Origin of the sequence: Halocella sp. SP3-1 (assembly GCF_003953885.1) — a bacterium.
Taxonomy (GTDB): domain Bacteria; phylum Bacillota; class Halanaerobiia; order Halanaerobiales; family DTU029; genus Iocasia; species Iocasia fonsfrigidae.
Map to the genome: position 1 here is coordinate 1,793,692 of NZ_CP032760.1, position 16,991 is coordinate 1,810,682.

The 16,991-nt window shown below is 35.8% G+C and carries 19 protein-coding genes; 13 read left to right on the forward strand and 6 right to left on the reverse strand.

Annotated elements, in window-relative coordinates:
- Nucleotides 1-60: 60 nt before the first annotated feature.
- Together D7D81_RS08485 and D7D81_RS08490 are read right to left on the reverse strand one after the other, a co-directional pair.
- Complete coding sequence (locus D7D81_RS08485) at nucleotides 61-759, reverse strand: mutarotase (RefSeq protein ID WP_125989095.1); 699 nt, start codon at nucleotides 757-759, stop codon at nucleotides 61-63.
- Nucleotides 760-837: 78 nt separating this feature from the next.
- Nucleotides 838-1,146, reverse strand: coding sequence for a PadR family transcriptional regulator (locus D7D81_RS08490; RefSeq protein ID WP_125989097.1), 309 nt, complete (start codon nucleotides 1,144-1,146; stop codon nucleotides 838-840).
- A gap of 299 nt (nucleotides 1,147-1,445) precedes the next feature.
- Between D7D81_RS08490 and D7D81_RS08495 the strand changes: the two genes are divergently transcribed.
- Together D7D81_RS08495 and D7D81_RS08500 are read left to right on the forward strand one after the other, a co-directional pair.
- Nucleotides 1,446-1,724 carry a hypothetical protein gene (locus D7D81_RS08495; protein WP_125989099.1) on the forward strand — a complete coding sequence of 93 codons (279 nt, stop codon included), beginning with the start codon at nucleotides 1,446-1,448 and terminating at the stop codon, nucleotides 1,722-1,724.
- A gap of 68 nt (nucleotides 1,725-1,792) precedes the next feature.
- Nucleotides 1,793-2,002: a hypothetical protein gene (locus D7D81_RS08500; RefSeq protein ID WP_125989101.1), complete on the forward strand. Its 210-nt coding sequence runs from the start codon at nucleotides 1,793-1,795 to the stop codon at nucleotides 2,000-2,002.
- 71 nt (nucleotides 2,003-2,073) lie between these two features.
- Here the strand turns inward: D7D81_RS08500 and D7D81_RS19840 are convergent, their stop codons facing one another.
- Entirely contained in the window at nucleotides 2,074-2,880 is an 807-nt protein-coding gene (locus tag D7D81_RS19840; RefSeq protein ID WP_286170348.1) for a YmaF family protein, read from the reverse strand.
- Between the two features lie 322 nt (nucleotides 2,881-3,202).
- Between D7D81_RS19840 and D7D81_RS08515 the strand changes: the two genes are divergently transcribed.
- Genes D7D81_RS08515 through D7D81_RS08525 form a run of 3 tightly spaced genes read left to right on the forward strand, consistent with a single transcriptional unit; the run spans nucleotide 3,203 to nucleotide 4,247 of the window.
- Entirely contained in the window at nucleotides 3,203-3,469 is a 267-nt protein-coding gene (locus tag D7D81_RS08515) for a hypothetical protein (RefSeq protein ID WP_125989103.1), read from the forward strand.
- A gap of 11 nt (nucleotides 3,470-3,480) precedes the next feature.
- The gene (locus tag D7D81_RS08520; RefSeq protein WP_125989105.1) at nucleotides 3,481-3,843 is read left to right on the forward strand and encodes a DUF2089 domain-containing protein; all 363 of its coding nucleotides are present in this window, start codon (nucleotides 3,481-3,483) and stop codon (nucleotides 3,841-3,843) included.
- A gap of 17 nt (nucleotides 3,844-3,860) precedes the next feature.
- Nucleotides 3,861-4,247: an SHOCT-like domain-containing protein gene (locus D7D81_RS08525; RefSeq protein WP_125989107.1), complete on the forward strand. Its 387-nt coding sequence runs from the start codon at nucleotides 3,861-3,863 to the stop codon at nucleotides 4,245-4,247.
- 17 nt (nucleotides 4,248-4,264) lie between these two features.
- Here D7D81_RS08525 and sfsA read toward each other — a convergent pair whose 3' ends face one another.
- Both sfsA and D7D81_RS08535 read right to left on the reverse strand, forming a co-directional pair.
- Entirely contained in the window at nucleotides 4,265-4,957 is a 693-nt protein-coding gene (gene sfsA, locus D7D81_RS08530) for a DNA/RNA nuclease SfsA (protein WP_125989109.1), read from the reverse strand.
- 54 nt (nucleotides 4,958-5,011) lie between these two features.
- Nucleotides 5,012-5,533, reverse strand: a complete 522-nt coding sequence (locus D7D81_RS08535) for a LysM peptidoglycan-binding domain-containing protein (protein ID WP_125989111.1) — start codon at nucleotides 5,531-5,533, stop codon at nucleotides 5,012-5,014.
- Between the two features lie 236 nt (nucleotides 5,534-5,769).
- On the opposite strand from D7D81_RS08535, the gene D7D81_RS08540 reads away from it, so the two are divergent.
- Together D7D81_RS08540 and D7D81_RS08545 are read left to right on the forward strand one after the other, a co-directional pair.
- On the forward strand, nucleotides 5,770-5,973 hold the full coding sequence (locus D7D81_RS08540) for a cold shock domain-containing protein (protein ID WP_125989113.1): 204 nt from the start codon (nucleotides 5,770-5,772) through the stop codon (nucleotides 5,971-5,973).
- A 395-nt stretch (nucleotides 5,974-6,368) separates the two neighbouring features.
- Entirely contained in the window at nucleotides 6,369-7,631 is a 1,263-nt protein-coding gene (locus tag D7D81_RS08545; RefSeq protein WP_125989115.1) for an MFS transporter, read from the forward strand.
- Nucleotides 7,632-7,701: 70 nt separating this feature from the next.
- Here D7D81_RS08545 and D7D81_RS08550 read toward each other — a convergent pair whose 3' ends face one another.
- Entirely contained in the window at nucleotides 7,702-8,298 is a 597-nt protein-coding gene (locus D7D81_RS08550) for a spore coat protein (protein WP_125989117.1), read from the reverse strand.
- 346 nt (nucleotides 8,299-8,644) lie between these two features.
- On the opposite strand from D7D81_RS08550, the gene D7D81_RS08555 reads away from it, so the two are divergent.
- From D7D81_RS08555 to D7D81_RS08580, 6 genes are all read left to right on the forward strand, one after another.
- Nucleotides 8,645-9,466, forward strand: coding sequence for a GGDEF domain-containing protein (locus D7D81_RS08555; protein ID WP_125989119.1), 822 nt, complete (start codon nucleotides 8,645-8,647; stop codon nucleotides 9,464-9,466).
- A gap of 148 nt (nucleotides 9,467-9,614) precedes the next feature.
- Nucleotides 9,615-12,386 (forward strand): DEAD/DEAH box helicase, encoded by a 2,772-nt coding sequence (locus D7D81_RS08560; RefSeq protein WP_125989121.1) that lies wholly within the window; start codon nucleotides 9,615-9,617, stop codon nucleotides 12,384-12,386.
- Between the two features lie 270 nt (nucleotides 12,387-12,656).
- Nucleotides 12,657-13,541, forward strand: a complete 885-nt coding sequence (locus tag D7D81_RS08565; RefSeq protein WP_125989123.1) for a sulfide/dihydroorotate dehydrogenase-like FAD/NAD-binding protein — start codon at nucleotides 12,657-12,659, stop codon at nucleotides 13,539-13,541.
- Complete coding sequence (gene gltA / locus D7D81_RS08570; RefSeq protein ID WP_125989125.1) at nucleotides 13,505-14,899, forward strand: NADPH-dependent glutamate synthase; 1,395 nt, start codon at nucleotides 13,505-13,507, stop codon at nucleotides 14,897-14,899. The genes D7D81_RS08565 and gltA overlap by 37 nt, the downstream gene beginning before the upstream one ends.
- A gap of 62 nt (nucleotides 14,900-14,961) precedes the next feature.
- Nucleotides 14,962-16,020 carry an NAD(P)-dependent alcohol dehydrogenase gene (locus tag D7D81_RS08575; protein WP_125989127.1) on the forward strand — a complete coding sequence of 353 codons (1,059 nt, stop codon included), beginning with the start codon at nucleotides 14,962-14,964 and terminating at the stop codon, nucleotides 16,018-16,020.
- 271 nt (nucleotides 16,021-16,291) lie between these two features.
- Entirely contained in the window at nucleotides 16,292-16,870 is a 579-nt protein-coding gene (locus D7D81_RS08580) for an ANTAR domain-containing response regulator (RefSeq protein WP_164522182.1), read from the forward strand.
- Nucleotides 16,871-16,991: the final 121 nt, after the last annotated feature.

The following is a 16,991-nucleotide window of genomic DNA, read 5'->3' on the forward strand; positions in this document are numbered from 1 at the left end:
AAAGACAAGTCTGGCTAAGACTTATGTGTTTTGTACTTCCCTGGAAGTAGAAAAATAGGTTTATTCTAATTGGAAAGTCTTGATTTGAGATAGTTTTGCACTGCTCATATACCAGTCATTATAAACTAAATCAAGCTTTTTAAGCTGACAATCCCCAAAATCATATTCCCTATAACTTTTTAAATGATCGAGGAAAGGTTTATTACTGGCCAATGGTTTTTTAAATCTAATGACTGTAGAATGAGCAGTCTCCAGTTTATATCTCTGATCAATAGAATTTTCTAGGCTTGAACTTTTAAAGTTGTCCCTTAAACATTCCCGTAATAATTTTAGTCTGTTGCTCTGAGGAAATCCCTGAACCATAATACAGGAGGGAGAAGCAGTTATCCCTTGAAATGAAATTTTTATAGGACCCTGCTCAGCTTGTTCATTAATTGACTTTGCTATTATTTTACCATAAGCTTCTCTGGGGAAATTATTAAGCTTGAATCCTTCATAACAGGAAATAATTGATAGAATTGTTAGATGGATATCTTCTGCTTGATAATAATATTGATCAGGCTCTAATAATTGGCAATGACCCAGGAAATCCATTATTTTTCTTATGATTTCACTATCCAGCCTCCCAATTAAGCTAATACCCCGGCGTTTGTCTTTTGATTTCCTGTTTAAATTATTATCAAGTTCAACTATATTATTTCTAAAGTTTGTACTTGATTTTTTCCATAAGGAATTGTAAATCATCTGTATATTATTCATTTATAAATTCGACCTCCATAATTTTACGTCCTTCTGTTTTCTACATTTTCGATCTGCCCATTATTTAAAGAGATGATTTTATTCAATAATTTCATTAAACAGTTCTTTGGCTTTTTCTATAGTTTCATTAAGAATTTCTTCACCATCTTTGGTCAGTGAATAGTATTTTCTGACCTTACTCTCAATAGTTTTTTCAGTGGCCTCCAGTATTCCATCTTGTTCCATTTTATGGAGAATGGGATAGAGGGTTCCTGCACTAACTTTATAACCATGGCTTTGTAGTTCTTCTATCATCCAGAGGCCAAAAAAGGGTTCTTGTTTGGCATGATGTAGGATATGGACCCTCATAAAGGCTAAAAACATCTTTCGTAATATTCTGTTCTTCACTTGGTTTACACCTCATCTAGTTAAATTATTATTATCTAAATACGATATCGTACAACAATATTGTATACTTAGATATAATTATTGTCAAGTGAAACAGCTTTTGCTCATTGACTCCCGAATTGTATGGAAAAATAAAAAGGTTAATAGATAATCTGGTTAAAGAATTGCAAGATCTAATGGTTTGATGTAAAATATCATTAGAGTAGAGTAGTCTGCAAACAGGATAAATCTGATAAGATTAATATATCTCTGCAAGTATAGTAGTATTAAAAATAATTGCATTAACAATAGGTGATTTTATGGATGAAGCGAGTACTGGATTATATGAACGATTGAAAAAGACAGCTGCTATTTCCAGATTGGGTCAGGGTATGGATCTAGGTGAATTAAATGATTATACCCATCAAATAGCACTATACTTATTACTTAAGGTTTTTTACCGCGAGATTAATAATAACTTGCAGCGCACTAAAAATGACTTGATAGAAATGACTGCTCAGATAATCGAGGAGATGAAGTTTACTGCTTCAAATGAACAACTTGAACGTCTGGTGATATTGATCCAGAGGGCTGGTTAATTTATTATCGGCTTAAAGAAAAATATCCAGAATATAAATTGGAACTCTTCGCTGTATACTATCGGGAGATGATTAAACAGGGTTCTCTGAATGCTTATCCAATTAATAGTCAGCAGAATAAAAATAATATTATCTTAGAAAAGATTCTTGGAGAACTTAAAAAGGCTGAAGATGTCAAAGCTAGTATGGTAGATAGGATTGAACAACTTTGGAATGAGGACTTGAGACTGCCACAAGAGCTAATAACATATGAGGTATTAATAAATAAGAGTAGTTGAAGATAGAGCTATCAATTCACTAAATGTGGTTGATAGCTCACTTTATTTTTATTATACTTTTTGATTTTTGACTAATCTTGATCCCGGTCTCTATCTTGATCCAGGTTTCTATCCCGATCCCAGTCTCTATCTCGGTCCCGGTCTCTATCTCGGTCCCAGTCTCTATCCCGATCCCAGTCTCTATCTCGGTCCCGGTCTCTATCTCGGTCCCAGTCTCTATCCCGATCCCAGTCTCTATCTCGGTCCCGGTCTCTATCCCGGTCCCAGTCTCTATCCCGATCCCAGTCTCTATCCCGATCCCAGTCTCTATCCCGATCCCAGTCTCTATCCCGATCCCAGTCTCTATCCCGGTCCCAGTCTCTATCTCGATCCCGGTCTCTATCCCGATCCCAGTCTCTATCTCGGTCCCAGTCTCTATCCCGATCCCAGTCTCTATCTCGGTCCCAGTCTCTATCCCGATCCCAGTCTCTATCTCGGTCCCAGTCTCTATCCCGATCCCAGTCTCTATCCCGATCCCAGTCTCTATCTCGGTCCCAGTCTCTATCTCGGTCCCAGTCTCTATCTCCGCCCTGGCTAATTGCTCTTCCTGTATCATTTTCATAATAATGACGGTGATTATCATTCCGGGTGGTTTGGCCTTCCATAAGATGAATATGGCCTCCTGCAGTTCTGATTGCAGGACCAGTCCTTCCTTCATAATAATGGCGGTGACCATCATTTGTGGTAGTCCAACCACTATACCTATGATAATGGCTTTCACCATATTCAATTGCACTGCTTGTTGTTCCACTATAATTATGCAAATGGTTGTCATTTACTGAAGTTGCACCACTATAATTGTGAACGTGCTGATTATTATAATCACGATAATTTCCCACATAATCACTCCTTATAATACAATTATTTACAATATAATATGTAGATAAGGATTATAATGTTAAAATTCATTCAACTTAGCAAATGGTGCAGAAGCTGGTTTTGTTAAAGAATATCATGGTTTTACAGCCAAGCAGGAATGAAGGTGTTGAACAGGAATGAGCAAATTTTAAATATAAAATTAAAAATATGTAAGTTTAATATTAATATAATTAATAAAATACAAAATAATATTAAAAAAATTAATATCACCATTGACATTTATAAAAATTTATAGTAATATTTAAATAAAGTTAAAACATTTTAAAGGGGTAATTATATATTATGGCTGGAAAACTGAAAGTTAAATTAAAAATAAATAGATATTATATACCTATTCCAGCAATTCCATTAGGCCTAATAGGGAGTTTGCTTAGATTTATCAATAAGCATTTTGCACATCATCTTTCAAAAGGAGGGAGTCAAAGGGTTAATCCCCAAGAAATAGACCGCTTGATTGCTGTTCTTAAAAATGAGGAACCATTTGAATTAGTACATTTAGAAACAGAAGATCAGGATGAACATGTTTTTATAAGGATATATACCAAATAGGGGGTGGGTTGATGGATTATAAAGTTATTGGTAGTTGTCCAGTCTGTAACCATGAGCTTAAGGTTACAGAAATCAGTTGTAATAAATGTAGAACAATTATTAGAGGTGAGTTTGAACTATCTAAATTCTGTAAGTTAGATAAAGAACAGCAGTATTTTATTGAAGTATTTATTAAAAATAGGGGCAACATTAAAGAGATGGAAAAAGAACTTGGTATATCTTATCCAACTGTAAGAAACAAACTGGAAGAGGTAAGGAAATCACTGGGGTTTGTAGGACAGGAAAAACCAGCAGTAAACAAAAAAGAAATTTTAGATAAATTAAGTAAAGGCGAAATATCAAAAGATAAGGCTTTGAAACTTTTAACGGAATAAAACAAGGGGGTTTAATAATGAGTGTTAATGAGGAAAAAATGCAAATCTTAAAAATGATTGAAGAAGGAAAGATTAATTCAAAAGAGGGTTTGGAATTACTTGAGGCCGTTGATAGTAAGGATGAACAGCAGATTATTACTTCTGGGGGTTCTAAGGCAAAGTGGTTGAGGGTAAGGGTTAAGACTGAAGAGGATAAGACTAAAGTTAATGTTAACATACCAATATCCTTGGTAGATATTGGTTTTAAAATTGCCAAAGCCTATTCACCTGAACTAAATGCTGATGAGTTAAAAGATATTGATTTTGAAGAAATTATAAAGGCAATAAAAAATGGTGCTGAAGGGAAAATTGTTGATATTAAGGATGAAGAAAGCAATACAACAGTTGAAGTTTTTGTAGAGTAGAGGCTCAAAAATGAAACTTATGGAGTAATGTTAACCATTATTTTATCTGCTAATTCAATCTGATTTTCACTAATATAGGTATTGTAAGCCAGGATCTTGACTCCTTGTTTTTCTGCATATTCTAAAGCAGAAGCAAAGTCTGGATCCATTTTTTTATTTGGAATAAAATTGTTTATTCCATTCATCTGAATAAGAAAAAAGATAACTCCCTGATAACCTTCTTTAACTGCTTTAACCATCTCTTTAACATGTTTAGTTCCTCTGTTTGTTGGTGCATCAGGGAATAAGGCTATATTATTTTCTTCTAAGGTAACCCCCTTTACTTCTATAAATCCTTTTTTTTCATCAGTTTCATAAAAAATATCAAATCTAGAATTAGAGAAAGTCACCTCTCTCTTTGCCCTAATTATTTTTTTGAAATCAGGTATTTTCCCTTCTTTTAAGGCTTCATATACTACCTGGTTAGGAACCTGGGAGTCTATATTAATTAATTTATTATTCTTGTAGGCTGCAATTAAGGTGTATTTTGTTTTTCTATTTTTGTTTCGGGCTTTTTCCAGAATGACTGTTCTTCCTTTCTGTAGTATTTCACGGCATCTTCCGGTATTTTTTACATGAACAACTTCTTCTTTTCCATCAAGTAAGACATGTGCTATAAAACGATTACTGCGTTTGACAAATATTGCTTCTTTGGTTGTAGAATAGATCATCTGGCTCCCTCCAGTCTTCTTATATATGAATTATATTTGATAGAACAGAGGGAGTCAATGATTATTTGGTACACAAATTTGTTGACCTATTAAAAGATAATTTGGATTTAAACCTGGGTTTAAGCTGTTTAATCTTTGAACAGTTGTATTAAACCTCTGGGCTATTGAATAATAGGTATCTCCTCGTTGGATTGTATATGTTTGGGTTCCAGCAGGACATCGTACTGGTGGTGTGGCTAATGGAATACATATAACCTGACCAGTTATTAATTTATCTGGATTTACAGCTGGATTTGCTTCCCTGAGGTCATCAACTGAGATATTGAAATTCCTGGCAATTGAAAAGAATGTGTCATTAGCTTTTATTGTATAATAATTTCCTTCTGGGCATGAAGGGTATTGTTTTTGTCTGGGAACACAAATTGTCATTCCTGGTTGCAAATTATTAAAATCTATACCTGGATTAGCAGAAACAAGTGCTGGTACTGTAGTATCATATCTTTGGGCGATACTGTAAAAAGTATCTCCAGGTTTAATGCTATATGAAAATGTATTAGGAGGACATTGTCTGGCCATTTTTATTTCTCCTTTTTAGTATTTAATAATATATTATTACATAATAGAAAAATAGTTAATAAATTTGAAAATAAATATATATGGAGATTGTTATCATAAAATAAATTAATGCCAGAAGATGGCATGTATAAAATTTTATATTGCTATTATACTAATAGTATGATATAGTTATATTCGTTGGGCATGGAAAAATATTGTAAGACTTGCCCTGAAAAAATTTAGGAGGAATTCAATTAATGGTTTACACAGGAAAAGTTAAATGGTTTAATGATCAAAAAGGTTTTGGCTTTATTGAAAGAGAAGCTGGAGACGATGTTTTTGTACATTTCTCTGCTATTCAGACAGATGGTTTTAAGAGTTTAGAAGAAGGTCAAGATGTAGAATTTGAGGTTGTTGATGGTGAACGTGGCCCACAGGCTGCAAATGTTGTTGCATTATAAAATAATTTATTATTTTAATATATAGCACAACTAGTCCCTGGCTATTTTTATAGTCAGGGTTTTTTTATATCTACTGGCTCCTATTTTTGTAAATTTTTTAGTCATTATGTTGTTAGCAAATTCAGCCAAGTTAGTCGGACAGTTATTTCTTCAATTCTGATTATGAAAAATATTAAAGGGGAGTAATCAGTAATTAGCTGCATTTTTTCTGAAAAGTAATATAATTTATAATAAATCAGCAGGATATAAAAGAAAGTATAGAGAAATAGACAACAAGTAAATTTTATAAAATTTTATGATTTACCAACATTTACTATATTACAGATAAATAGAAACCCAGTAAATAGTATCAGTTATTCTTGCCTAAGTTTATTTGGAGAGGGGAAGCACAGTTTATGAATAATGAAAAACTGTTAAACAGGAATTTTCTTATGGTGGTAATTGGTCAGATGGTCTCGATCTTTGGAAATGCTGTACTGCGTTTTGCCTTACCACTATATATTTTAGATCAGACTGGTTCAAGTACGATTTTTGGAACAATTCTGGCTATAGCAACAATCCCTACTCTTCTATTCTCACCACTGGGTGGTATAATGGCTGATAGGTTTAACCGCAGAAACCTGATGGTTATTCTGGATCTGCTAACAGCAGCTGTAATAGGGGGATTTAGCTTCTTTTTGTCCACTGGACCGATTGTTTTAGTAATTGCTGCTTTAATGGTTATTTTTTCTATTATACAGTCCTTTTATCAACCGGCAGTACAGGCGAGTATTCCACTAATATCTTCGAAAGATAATCTGGAGAAGGCCAATGGGTTTATAAGTCTGGTTAATGCCCTTTCTAATCTGTTAGCCCCTTTGTTTGCTGGGATTTTGTATGGGGCATTGGGTATCCGGCCGATTATGATAAGTGCTGTAATTTGTTTTTTCCTGGCTGCGGTTATGGAAATGTTTATTATAATGAGATTTGAAAGGAAACACCATGATGAGAGTATAATATCCATAATCAGGTCTGACTTAAAGGTCAGCATCAATTATATGGTCAAGGATACCCCTGTAATAATAAAGGCTATGCTTGTTATTTCAGGTATAAATTTGTTTTTAACACCGGTAATCCTTGTTGGACTCCCAGCAATAATTAAGATTAAACTTGCACTGAGCAGCCAGTTATATGGCCTTACCCAGGGTGTAATGGCTGCAGGTATGATTATAGGTGGTATAATCATTAGTGTAATAGGCAAAAAGATAGAGATAGAAGAGGTATATAAGATGTTGTTTTATGCTTCAATGGGCTTATTACCAATTGCCCTGTCATTAAGTATCAAGATGTCAGTTATGGTGGTATATTGGACTATTTCTATTTGTTGTTTTGTAATAACGATTTTTATTACCATGTGTAATATAACCATGATCTCATTTATACAGCGGGAGACACCTGACCACTTAATTGGCAAGGTAATATCATATATATTTATGATGGCTCGATCTACTTTGCCAGTAGGCCAGGCAATGTATGGGTTTCTATTTGAAGTCGTGATAGATTATTTAAACATACTTTTATTTGTAACAGCACTATGTAGTGGGTGGATTGCGGTCTATTCAAAAAGGGTTTTTAGTGCATTGCCAGCAAAAGCTAAGTATGATTCTGTGTCACATTAAGCTTAATATATAAAATAATATTTAAGAGGGTTAGTGCCCTGATTTAGGGCATTAACCCTCTTGGGTTTAATTAGAGCATATTAGCTGGTTGGTAACTATTAACCATTGTTTGGGTAGTATTTTCCTGCATGGTAGGAACCTGGTAAAAACCCATCTGGTTCATATACTGGAAGATTTCATACGCCATGTCTATCTTACTAATTACACAATTTTTCATCATATTTCTGAGGTTTGGGTCTGTACATTCTAAAGCAGCCAAGGTTGCAAATACAGCAGATGACTTGGCACAACCTAGCATACCAGAGGCAATATCACGGTCATTTAATTGGTTAATGTTATAATTTGGGCTTTCAGGAGATGGATTTCTCAGGCCCAGTTTAGGAGAAAAATTATTTTGTGCTTGATAAGTGCTGCCTGGCTTAATACCCCTATTATGTAAATGATTGACTAGATTATTATATTCCTGAATCATAAAGTTAATCTGTTTGTCCAGGATTTGACCTAACTGCTGATCTTTGACATGGGGACGGTATAATTCAAATTGATTAATACCATTGATTGCATCAGATAAAATTTCGTGGCATTCCATACATTCATGTGCCCCATAACTGGCTGCATTTCCCTGTTGATTAGTTTGATTAAAATTGTTATCCAGATTTAATTGCATATCACATTACCACCTTCTTTTTGGATTTACAGTTATTATTACCTGGGAAATCATGAAATATGTCTATTTTAGTTAGATTATTATCTGGTTTTTTGTGTCAATATATTTTTTAGTTGCACAGGGAGTTTTTTATTACAAAAAATTCTAATTCGGCAGAGGAAATTTACAATATTTGTAGAAACTATACTATTAGAAATGAAAAATATTGGTAGCAGTGATCATATCATTTAATATTTTAGTAATTTTAGTTGACAGATGATTAGCAAATAATCAAACCAGATAAATAATGTCCAGGGCCTGCTGGTATTATTAACCTAATAATTTTATAGTTTTAGGATGGTGAATTATGTCTAAGGGAATTACTAATTTTTTGTTCTATATGATGGTAGGTATTTTTATCCTGCTGGGTTTTTATCTTTATAAGCTAATTAACAGGGATTATTTTTTAATTATTATGATTATTTTATTTTCGTTAGCAGGGATATCATATTATTACAAATTACTTACTGAAGAACTCCGTAAAAATGTAATTATTGGCTATGGTTTAATAATTCTAGGTTTAATAATCTGGGGTTTAGGGGAACTTTTTGCTAAAAGTATAAGTATTTTTATAATAACCTTGATACTAATTTCAATCGGTATTATGAGTACTTACCATTCAATTTTTAAATACATTAAAGACCAGCTTAAAACAGTATCCCGGCTTGAATATTTTAGTTATCATGATCAGTTAACAGGTCTATATAACCGCAGGTATTTCAAACGGATAATAGAAGAAATAGAAGATACTAATAGTTTACCTGTTAGTATTATTATGGTTGATATAGATAATCTCAAGGGTATTAATGACCAGTATGGACATGCCAGAGGTGATGAGATTATTAAAAATGCAGCCAGGGTACTGGATTCGGTAAGCAGGAAAAGTGATACAGTAGTAAGAATGGGAGGAGATGAGTTTGTAATTATACTTAAAGAAACAGATAAAATAGATGCCAAATATTTTTGTGACCGCATACAGAGAAAGTGCGCAGAAGTAAATGAAGAATATGATTATAATATACCACTCAATATTTCAGTTGGTTCAGCAACCAAAAGTGATCAAGGACAGGATATTGAAGAACTCCTGGATAATGCTGATATGAGTATGTATAAGGCTAAGATGCAGTAAATAAAGGAGTATTTATAATATATTAAAGGAATATAATGGCTGAATAACGAAACTATTAATAGACTACTAATTCTAATGGGGATAATAATATAATTATAACTGGCTGTGAACAGTTAGCTGGTAATGTACTTGATAGGAGTGATAGTAAATGAAGAGTAATTTTTCTTTTCTGGCAGATAAATGGGAAACCCTTAGTGAACTGGGTAAGATGGCTGAGGGAAATCTGTATAAAGACCCTAATACTACTATTGTCAAATTAAGGATGTTTGCTGAACAGATGATAGAGTATATTTTTGCCTATGATCAATTAGAAAAACCGGAAGAAGACAGCCTGTTTAATAAATTGAAGTTACTTGAAAGAGAAGGACTTATTGTGGATGATATTGCAGCTATATTTCACAAACTCAGACTGGAGGGTAATAAGGCGGTACATGAGTCTTATGATTCACTGGAAACTGCTAAAGCACTTCTGTTAGCGGCCTATAAGACAGCGATCTGGTTTATGCAGGTTTACGGGGATTGGGATTTTGAAGGCGGAGATTTCATTTTCCCTGAAAAGGATTATCAGTCAAATGATAAGTTAGCAGAAATGCAGCAGAGGTATGAAGAAATGATAAATAAGGTTCAGGAAGAGATTGCAGCAGTTAAGGTCCAACAGAAAGAACTAAGTAATCTTAGTCTGCGTCGGGAGAAAAGTAGGAAATCAAATAATAAAATCAAACTGAACCAAGCCGAGAGGAAGATACTGGGCTTTTTTGATGGTAATAATAATCTGGAGGAGATAAATTCTGAATATAGGTTTATTACTACTGAAAAAATTCCTTCTGGACAAACAAATGCAGCAGGGAAGGCCTGGGATGCTGTCCGTAAATCATTCAGCGGCAGGGATTGTATTGCTTACTGGAGATATCCGATTTTCTCTAAAAGGGGTGAAAATAGAGAAGAACCGGATATACTAATTGCTGATAAGGAGTTCGGCCTGATAGTTCTTGAAATAGAGGGATATCAGCTTGATGATATAGCTGAAGTAACAGCAGATAACTGGCAGTTTAAAAAAACTGAAAGTAATGACTGCCCATCCTACAAGGTAGAGGACCAGCTTTATGCGGTCAAAGGCCTTTGTCAGAGTGATAGAACATTGAGGAGAATAAGTGGTAGGGCTGCAGTGGTCTTGCCCAATATTACTAAAAAAGAGTGGCAGAAGAAAGGTTATCCTGTAGACCATATAATCTTTGCTGAGGGACTGGGCAGGAAAAGCCTTTTTAAGGAACTGGCTGCTCTGACCCCAGCCTTCGATAATGGTGAATTAAATAATGAACAGTGGCAGAATCTTTTACTGGTTTTAAGTGGACAAAATACCTTTGGGGAAGAAACTGCTGGAGGAGAGCAGGATGCTAAGACCAGAGGTGGTGTCAAGGAGTTAATTAAGGAAAAGCTCTTTGAGGTAGATCTGCAGCAGGAGTTTATCGGTAAGACGATTCCTCCAGGACCACAGCGTATCAGGGGGATAGCTGGTTCTGGTAAAACAGTTCTTTTGTGTCAGAAGGCTGCCCATATGTATTTAAAACACCCTGATTGGAAGATAGCCCTGGTCTTTTTTACAAGGAGTTTGTATGACAGTACCAAACGGGAAGTGGATAAATGGCTGAGGAGATTTAGTAATGGTGAGCTGGGTTATGATTCTATCAGTAGTGACAGGCTGCAGGTGCTTCATGCCTGGGGGGCTAAAGACCAGCCTGGATTTTACCGGACAATCTGTAGGCAGCACAGGGTAAAACCCCTTACGGCTACTCATCAGGCCCTTGGTGAGGGAGAGCCAAATGAAAGGTTGATTAAAGCCTGTAAACTACTTCTGGAAGGGGTTGAAGAGATTAAGCCTATTTATGATGCTGTATTAATAGACGAGGCCCAGGACCTGATTGTTGATAATGGGGATTTAAAATATGAGGATAAACAGCCATTTTACTGGCTGGCCTATCAGTCTTTAAAACCAGTTGGTGATAAAAAGAAAAAAAGATTAATTTGGGCTTATGATGAGGCCCAGAGTCTAAATTCACTTAATATTCCAAGTGCCCCGGAACTTTTTGGTCAGGGGCCGGAGTTTAAAAGAATGGTAAGTGGGTTTCATGAAGGTGGCATCAGAAAAAGTGAGATTATGAATAAGTGTTACCGGACACCTGGGCCGGTGTTAACAGCTGCCCATGCTATTGGAATGGGGCTTTTAAGGCCTGGTGGAATGCTAAGGGGGTATACTACCCAGGAGGACTGGGAAAATATTGGTTATGAGGTACTGGAAGGTAGCTTTAACCCAGTAGGTCAGAAGGTTGTTTTACACAGGCCGGCAGAAATGACACCAAATAGGGTGCCAGAGATATGGGATGGTAAGGTAATAGAATTTAATAATTATAGTAACCGTCATGAAGAATTAACAGAATTGGCCCAGAAGATAAAATACAATATTGAAGTTGATGGTCTTAATCCCAGCAGGGATATACTGGTTATTGCCCTGGGTAATATACAGGAATCGTACAGGTTGAAGGTTGCTGCTGCCAGGGCAATTAAACAAGCTGGTATTGATATTTATATCCCCAAGGCCTTGAATAATAATGTCTATTACCCGAAATACCCTGAGATTGACCCCAACCGTTTCTGGAATAAGGGTGGGGTAACAATTTGCAATACCTATAGGGCCAAAGGTAATGAGGCCTATATGGTTTATGTCATTGGTTTGGATCAGGTAGCAGCAGCTGAAGATAATTTTGCTTTGCGGAATCAGCTTTTTGTGGCCCTGACTAGAACAAAAGGCTGGCTTAATGTTAGTGGGGTAGGAGAGTTCTCCTTATATAAGGAGTTCAGGGAGGTGCTGGCCAGTGGTAACCGCTTTGAATTTGTTTTTCAGAGACCATTGAGTAGAAGATAAAATTATTAATCTGGCTAATATCTAAAAATTAAGAAAACAATAATTTCTAAAAATCTCTTGTAATAATTTAAAAATATGTTATACTAATTTATAGTGAAAAAAATAACAATATCTTATGTACTTAAGCAGTTATAATATATTTTTTTTGCAAAAGGTTGTTAAAAAATTAACGATAACTTCTATGGTTTATTATTAAAACATATTTTTTTACAAAAGATTGTTAAATGTTTAACAATAAATTAATTAATCTTGATCCAGGGGGGGAAAGCATTGTACCAGATTTTAGAAAAAGAAGTATTAGCACCACAGATCACTTCTTTTATAATTGATGCACCAGAAATTGCAGCTAAAGCTGAACCGGGGCATTTCCTGATTGTAAGGGTCAGTGAAAAGTCGGAGAGAATACCCTTGACTATAGCTGATTTTAACCGAAAACAGGGTACATTAAGAATAATTGTACAGGAAGTAGGTTTTAGTAGCAAAGAGATTTGCAATCTTAATGTTGGGGATGGATTTTTAGATGTAGTTGGACCCTTAGGTAATCATATTAGTACTGAAAGATATTCCCTGGTTGTTTGTGTAGGTGGTGGTCTGGGGGCAGCACCATTATATCCCAAGGCAAAATCACTATCTGACAATGATACTACTGTAATATCTATACTGGGGGCTAAGAGTTCTGAAATGCTGATCATGGAAGATGAATTCAAGAATATTAGTGATCAATTATTGATTTCTACAGATGATGGTTCTAAAGGTAAACAGGGTTTTGTAACTGATATTCTCCAGGAACTTCTTGATAAAAACAAAAATATCAGTGAAGATGAAAAGAAAATTGACCTGGTAATAGCTATTGGTCCGATGATCATGATGAAATCTGTAGCTGAATTAACAAAAGGCTATGGCATTAAAACTCTGGTTAGTCTTAATTCTTTGATGGTTGACGGTACAGGAATGTGTGGAGGCTGCCGGGTTACTGTTGGTGGAGAGTCAAAATTTGCCTGTGTTGATGGACCGGTTTTTGACGGTCATCAAGTAGATTTTGAAGAACAGATGAGGAGACAGAACTTTTATAAGGAGTATGAAACTGAAGCACTCAATCATGCAGGGGGTGAGCACAAATGTCACCTAGAACAACAAATAAAGCAAGAAAAATAAAGATGTCATTACAGGATCCAGAGAAAAGGGTCAATAATTTTGCTGAAGTGGCCCTTGGTTATACCCCGGAAGAGGCAGTCAGGGAGGCAGAAAGGTGTCTGCAGTGTAAAAACCCTGCCTGTATGAAAGGGTGTCCTGTTGAAGTTGATATACCTGATTTTATTAAGTTGATTACAGAAGGTAAATATGCAGAAGCTGGGGCTAAAATACAGGAAAAAAATAATCTGCCTGCTATTTGTGGACGTGTCTGTCCCCAGGAAGAGCAGTGTGAGGCCAAGTGTGTTTTAGGGATAAAGGGTGAAGCGGTTGCTATCGGTAGATTGGAGAGGTTTGCAGCAGAGTATGCTGTTGATGCTGAGGATAGCAATAGTGTTAAAGTCAGTAAAGCCAGAGTGGCTGTAGTAGGTTCTGGTCCTTCTGGCTTAACTGCTGCAGCAGACCTGGCTAAACTTGGTTATCGGGTTACTATTTTTGAGGCTTTTCATAAAGCTGGTGGTGTTTTAAGTTATGGTATACCTGAATTCAGGTTGCCCAAGGAAATAGTCAAACAAGAGGTAGAGAATATAAAGAAATTGGGAGTAGAAATTGAAGTTAATAAAGTAATAGGGAAGATTAAGAGTGTTGATGAATTGCTTGATAATGGCTATGAAGCAGTCTTTGTTGGGACTGGTGCTGGTCTCCCCCGTTTTTTAAATATTGAAGGAGAGAATCTAAATGGGGTGTATTCAGCAAATGAATTTTTAACCAGAGTAAACCTGATGAAAAGCTACAAGTTCCCGGAATATAAAACCCCGGTATATATTGGGAAAAAGGTTGCTGTTGTTGGGGCAGGAAATGTAGCGATGGATGCAGCTCGTACAGCCTTAAGGCTGGGGGCTGAAGAGTCTATGATTGTCTACCGCCGCTCCAGGGAACAGATGCCGGCTCGTGCAGAAGAGATAGAACATGCTGAAGAAGAAGGGATTAAGTTAAATCTTTTAAATAACCCCAAGAAAATCATTGGTGATGAAACTGGTAATGTTAAGGGAATGGAGTGCATCAAAATGGAATTAGGTGAAGAAGATGAATCAGGCCGCAAACGCCCGATTCCAATTGAGGGTTCTGAATATGTATTGGATGTAGATACAGTTATTATCGCAATTGGCCAGGGGCCCAACCCTATTTTGTTAAATGATACTAAAGACCTGGAGACCAATAAATGGGGAACAATAGTCGCTGAGGAAGAGACTGGTCAGACCAGTAAAGAGGGTGTGTTTGCTGGAGGCGATATTGTTACAGGGGCTGCTACAGTTATTAAGGCAATGGGGGCTGGCAAAAAAGCAGCCAGAGCCATTGATAAATATTTACAAAGCAAATGAAAAATTTACTTTTATTTGTTAAAACATTAACAAAATATTAAATTGCAGGGAGGAATTTTATAATGAAGGGTTTTGCAATGCTTAAGATTGGTGAAACTGGCTGGATTGAAAAAGAAAAACCTACTGCTGGGGAATATGATGCAGTTGTTAAACCATTAGCAGTATCTCCATGTACATCAGATATTCACACTGTTTTTGAAGGTGGAGTTGGAGAAAGACATAATATGATGTTGGGACATGAAGCTGTCGGTGAAGTTGTCGAAGTAGGGGATAAGGTTAAAGACTTCAAAGCAGGTGATAGAGTTGTTGTTCCTGCTATTACACCTGACTGGAATACACGTGAAATTCAAAATGGAAGACATCAGCACTCAGGTGGAATGCTTGCCGGTTGGAAATTTTCAAATATTAAAGATGGTGTTTTTGCTGAGTTTTTTCACGTTAATAATGCTGATATGAATCTGGCTCACTTACCTGAAGATATTCCCTTAGAAGCTGCTGTGATGATAACTGATATGATGACTACTGGATTTCACGGAACAGAGATGGCTGATGTTCAATTTGGAGATACAGTGGCTGTTATAGGTATTGGTCCAGTTGGTTTAATGGCTGTAGCAAGTGCTAATTTAAGAGGTGCAGGAAGGATAATAGCTGTTGGAAGTAGACCTGTCTGTATTGATGTTGCTCAAAAATATGGTGCAACAGATATAGTAAGTTATAAAAATGGTGATACTGTTGAACAGATTATGGAGTTAACTAATGGTAATGGTGTAGATGCTACGATAATTGCCGGTGGTTCAGTTGAGATAGCTTCATCAGCAGTAAAAATTACAGCCCCTAATGGAACAATTGCGAACATAAATTATTTTGGGTCAGGGGATAATGTACCAATTCCTCGTGCTGAGTGGGGTTGTGGCATGGCTCATAAAACTATAACCGGTGGGCTCTGCCCAGGTGGAAGGGTAAGGATGGAAAAATTAGTTGAATTAATTAAGTATAACCGCCTGGATCCGGCCCTGATGGCCACCCATGTATTTAAGGGCTTGGATAAAGTTGAAGAGGCTTTGATGCTGATGAAAGATAAGCCTAGAGACTTAATCAAGCCGGTTGTACTTGTTAACTAGCCCTCAACATTTTATACTTAACTGCTAGAGGTATTAGTTAATCCTGGTACATCTACTAAGATTATAATTTAATAAAATAATATGCTTAATATTCGAAAATGTCATGTAGATGTAATACATGACATTTTTTTAATAAAAGCACTTGACAAAATCGGAAAAATGTTCTATAATATCTCATATAACTGACATATACATGACACATACAGCTATTTTATTTAACACCCTGTGTGGGATAATTCAGTTTTAGAATGATGTAATGGGGGTAAAGCAGATGACTAAGTATAATATTTTAATAGCAGAAGATGAACCCCTGATTAGAATGGATTTAAAGGAAATGGTTGCAGAATATGGCTATAATGTTGTAGCTGATGTAGGTAATGGTGAAGAGGCTGTAAAAAAGGCTAGAAGCTGTGAACCGGACCTGGCTATTCTGGATATTAAAATGCCAGGTTTGACGGGTTTAAAGGTGGCTGAAATAATGCATGCTGAAGATATTGCCCCAGTTATTTTATTAACTGCCTATAGTCAGTCTGAATTTATCGAAGATGCCAAAAATAAGGGTGTTATGCATTACTTGATTAAACCTGTTGATGAAAAGGAATTAATGGTTTCGATCGAACTGGTTATTGCCAGGTATAAGGACTTGAAATTAGCCCGGCAGGAGGTTCAAAGGGCATATAATAAGTTGAGTGAGAGAAAAATTATCGAAAGAGCTAAAGGTGTTTTAATGACTGATGAAAAATTCAGTGAAAAAGAAGCCTATCAGAAGATTCAAAGGGTAAGTATGAACAGGGGGATTTCCATGAAGGAGATTGCTGAGATGATAATAATCAATAGTGAGCTGAAGTAATGTTTGTTTGGGTACTATGAGTATTTTACGAAAAATTAATAATTATATTAAAGGCAGTGGGTTTTTTAATATAATGAAGGCAATGGGGCCTTATGTACAGGAAAAAGGTATTGTTTACTTA

Bases quoted from the DNA above. Each gene is read 5' to 3' on its own strand.
- D7D81_RS08555 (WP_125989119.1), top strand. From the start codon at position 8,645: ATGTCTAAGGGAATTACTAATTTTTTGTTCTATATGATGGTAGGTATT.
- D7D81_RS08580 (WP_164522182.1), top strand. From the start codon at position 16,292: ATGACTAAGTATAATATTTTAATAGCAGAAGATGAACCCCTGATTAGA.
- D7D81_RS08495 (WP_125989099.1), top strand. From the start codon at position 1,446: ATGGATGAAGCGAGTACTGGATTATATGAACGATTGAAAAAGACAGCT.
- D7D81_RS08560 (WP_125989121.1), top strand. From the start codon at position 9,615: ATGAAGAGTAATTTTTCTTTTCTGGCAGATAAATGGGAAACCCTTAGT.
- D7D81_RS08515 (WP_125989103.1), top strand. From the start codon at position 3,203: ATGGCTGGAAAACTGAAAGTTAAATTAAAAATAAATAGATATTATATA.
- D7D81_RS08540 (WP_125989113.1), top strand. From the start codon at position 5,770: ATGGTTTACACAGGAAAAGTTAAATGGTTTAATGATCAAAAAGGTTTT.
- D7D81_RS08500 (WP_125989101.1), top strand. From the start codon at position 1,793: ATGATTAAACAGGGTTCTCTGAATGCTTATCCAATTAATAGTCAGCAG.
- gltA (WP_125989125.1), top strand. From the start codon at position 13,505: ATGTCACCTAGAACAACAAATAAAGCAAGAAAAATAAAGATGTCATTA.
- sfsA (WP_125989109.1), bottom strand. From the start codon at position 4,957: ATGATCTATTCTACAACCAAAGAAGCAATATTTGTCAAACGCAGTAAT.
- D7D81_RS08550 (WP_125989117.1), bottom strand. From the start codon at position 8,298: ATGCAATTAAATCTGGATAACAATTTTAATCAAACTAATCAACAGGGA.
- D7D81_RS08485 (WP_125989095.1), bottom strand. From the start codon at position 759: ATGAATAATATACAGATGATTTACAATTCCTTATGGAAAAAATCAAGT.
- D7D81_RS08520 (WP_125989105.1), top strand. From the start codon at position 3,481: ATGGATTATAAAGTTATTGGTAGTTGTCCAGTCTGTAACCATGAGCTT.
- D7D81_RS08545 (WP_125989115.1), top strand. From the start codon at position 6,369: ATGAATAATGAAAAACTGTTAAACAGGAATTTTCTTATGGTGGTAATT.
- D7D81_RS08525 (WP_125989107.1), top strand. From the start codon at position 3,861: ATGAGTGTTAATGAGGAAAAAATGCAAATCTTAAAAATGATTGAAGAA.
- D7D81_RS08535 (WP_125989111.1), bottom strand. From the start codon at position 5,533: ATGGCCAGACAATGTCCTCCTAATACATTTTCATATAGCATTAAACCT.
- D7D81_RS08575 (WP_125989127.1), top strand. From the start codon at position 14,962: ATGAAGGGTTTTGCAATGCTTAAGATTGGTGAAACTGGCTGGATTGAA.